This is a genomic window from Mesobacillus persicus, assembly GCF_900109925.1.
Lineage (GTDB): Bacteria > Bacillota > Bacilli > Bacillales > Cytobacillaceae > Mesobacillus_B > Mesobacillus_B persicus.
Genome location: NZ_FOBW01000038.1, coordinates 1 through 2583 on the forward strand (window position 1 = coordinate 1; position 2583 = coordinate 2583).

At 36.3% G+C, this 2583-nt stretch carries 2 protein-coding genes; both read left to right on the top strand.

Features of this window, described 5'->3' with window-relative positions:
- Positions 1-263: 263 nt before the first annotated feature.
- A complete protein-coding gene (locus tag BMX30_RS23120) occupies positions 264-1133 on the top strand; it encodes a tyrosine-type recombinase/integrase (protein ID WP_090750685.1) in 870 nt (289 codons plus the stop codon).
- Complete coding sequence (locus tag BMX30_RS23125) at positions 1130-2272, top strand: IS91 family transposase (protein WP_090750686.1); 1143 nt, start codon at positions 1130-1132, stop codon at positions 2270-2272. Before BMX30_RS23120 ends, BMX30_RS23125 begins: the two co-directional genes overlap by 4 nt.
- Positions 2273-2583: the final 311 nt, after the last annotated feature.

Genomic DNA, 2583 nt, shown 5'->3' on the forward strand with positions numbered 1-2583 from the left:
AGAAGAACGAAATCGCTAACGCGATGGCTCTTTAAAAGCCCCCTCAGACCAAAAAAAGAATAAAAAAATGAAAAAGTATGTCTTTTGTGATATTGTTTAATCGCCAAACCAAACAATAGAAAGACATACTTTTTCATATGACAAATATTTTATCATGGACAACCTCAAAAATACACCTCAATATTCTCATTAAGCTAAGTAGGGCTCCACCTACTGATATTTGATTCAACACTAAACTTAATCAAATATCGGGAGGCAATTTTATGAATCAATATGAACAAAAAGTGGAGCTATTCTTTGAGCTTAAAGGTACCCCAGATTCCTCAAGAGAATCCTACTGGCGAAGAATGAACGCCTTTTTAATCTATATGCAAGAACGTAAACGGCCTATTGAAGAAATGAAATTAGAAGATATCCAACAATATATTCTTTTTCTCAAAAAAGAAAAAGGGCTTTCGAGCGGAACGATTAATAACTATATTTCAGCCATTAAGTTCTTTTTTACCTATGTATTAGACAGAGAATGGAACCCTAGGCAAGTTCCAAGGATGAAACGAGCCCAGAGCTTACCCGTCATTCCCGCAAAAGATGACGTTCTATTACTATTAAATTCTACCAATAATCTAAAGCACAAGGCAATCTTTACATTAATTTATGGCAGTGGACTTCGAGTAAGTGAAGTAGCTAGATTAAAGATTGGCGATATCGATAGTAAGTCTATGCGCATTCTCGTCCAAAATGCTAAACACAATACCAATCGGTATACTATTTTATCGGAGTTAGCACTGAAAGTACTTAGACATTATTTTAGAAATAACTTTTCTAAAGAATACACACGGAATGACTGGTTATTTCCAGGAAGGAATCCCCTTGAACACATTCATGTAAAATCAATAAAAAATACTTTCATTAAGATGAGGGATAAGCTTCAGCTTGACCAAAATATCTCTGCGCATACCCTAAGGCATTGTTTTTCAACGCATCTTTTAGAAGATGGTGTCGACCCTGTGTTTATCCAGCAGATGCTTGGACATAAGAGTCTTAAGACAACACAAACGTACCTGCATATGACCTCTAAAAGTTTAATGGGTGTCAAAAGTCCGTTAGATACTCAGGCAGGTCATAAAGCATGACTACCCTTCAGGATGTATTTCAAGTGTATCTTCAAGACTATCAACAGCACCATCGTCTTTCGTATGAACAAAAAAAAGCTTCAAAGGCTATTTTGAATTGTAGAACAGCAGCTTTAGGGTCCTATTCTTATGAATGTGAAGGATGTGACCACACTAAGGTTCACTATAAATCCTGCCGGAATCGACACTGCCCAATGTGTCAGGGAGTCAATAAAGAAATTTGGGTAGATCAAAGAAAAAAGGACATCCTGAATGCACCTTATTTCCACGTGGTATTTACTATGCCAGAACAATTGAAAATGGTTATTTACCAAAATCAACGATTACTTTATGATTTAATGTTTAAAGCCGTCGCCGAAACATTAACGGAACTATCGCATGACAAAAAGTTTCTGGGTGCACAAATTGGGTTCTTATCCGTTTTACATACGTGGGGGCAAAATCTTCACTATCATCCCCACATCCACACAATTGTATTAGCTGGTGGACTTAATAAACTGAATAAGTGGCGAAGCTCAAGTAAAAAATTCTTTATACCCGTGAAAATACTATCAAAAAAGTATCGTGGAAAATTTCTGTATTACCTTAAACGATTTTACCAACAAAATCAGCTAAACTTTTATAATGACGCAATAAAATACAAGGACCCGAAGGGTTTTCAGAATCTATTGGACCAGTGTTACAATCTAGATTGGTATAGTTACACAAAAAGGACCTTCTCTGGTCCTGAAGCAGTAATGGAATACTTAGGACGTTATACACATCGGATTGCCATATCAAATCATAGAATCCTTTCCATTCAAAACAACTCAATAACCTTTAAAGTAAAGGATTATAAGAATAATAGTAAGAAAAAACAGGTAACCATGAAATCAGCAGAATTTATCCGCCGATTTTTAATGCATGTTCTCCCAACTGGATTTGTGAAAATAAGGTACTATGGATTACTAGCCAATCGGGTCAAAACACCTAAGCTAACCCACTGTAGAGAATTAACGAAAAGCCCTTATTATCAACCAATCTATGAAGGACTTAATTATACGGAAGTCCTTTCAGCTATTTTGGGAAAGGATATCACCTTGTGTCCCAGCTGTAAAAAAGCGCATTTACATAAGGTTTTACCTGGAGATTCATCTTAAAACAATCAAACTGAACATCTGTAAAAAAAGCCTCTTAATTGGGGAGGGGGAAATTATATTCAAAACCAATAAAAATTAGGGAAATCTATATGATCAGGCCTAAAAAGAGGATCAAAAGGCAAAAAAAGAAATGAAACCGAAAGGTTGAATTCCCATAGGCCAGGGGCCGCGACTTCATTCTTCTCTGGCAATCAAAAATTTTGCGTATGGATCTTCAGCCTAAAAAACATCAAAGGCACAACTAGCTCATTCTCACTAGTTGTGCCTTTTTACATGCAAAACTTCCGATTGTCCGCTTTAAGAACCGTCCC

Excerpts from the sequence above, each read along its gene's own strand:
- BMX30_RS23120 (WP_090750685.1), top strand. The coding sequence starts at position 264 with ATGAATCAATATGAACAAAAAGTGGAGCTATTCTTTGAGCTTAAAGGT.
- BMX30_RS23125 (WP_090750686.1), top strand. The coding sequence starts at position 1,130 with ATGACTACCCTTCAGGATGTATTTCAAGTGTATCTTCAAGACTATCAA.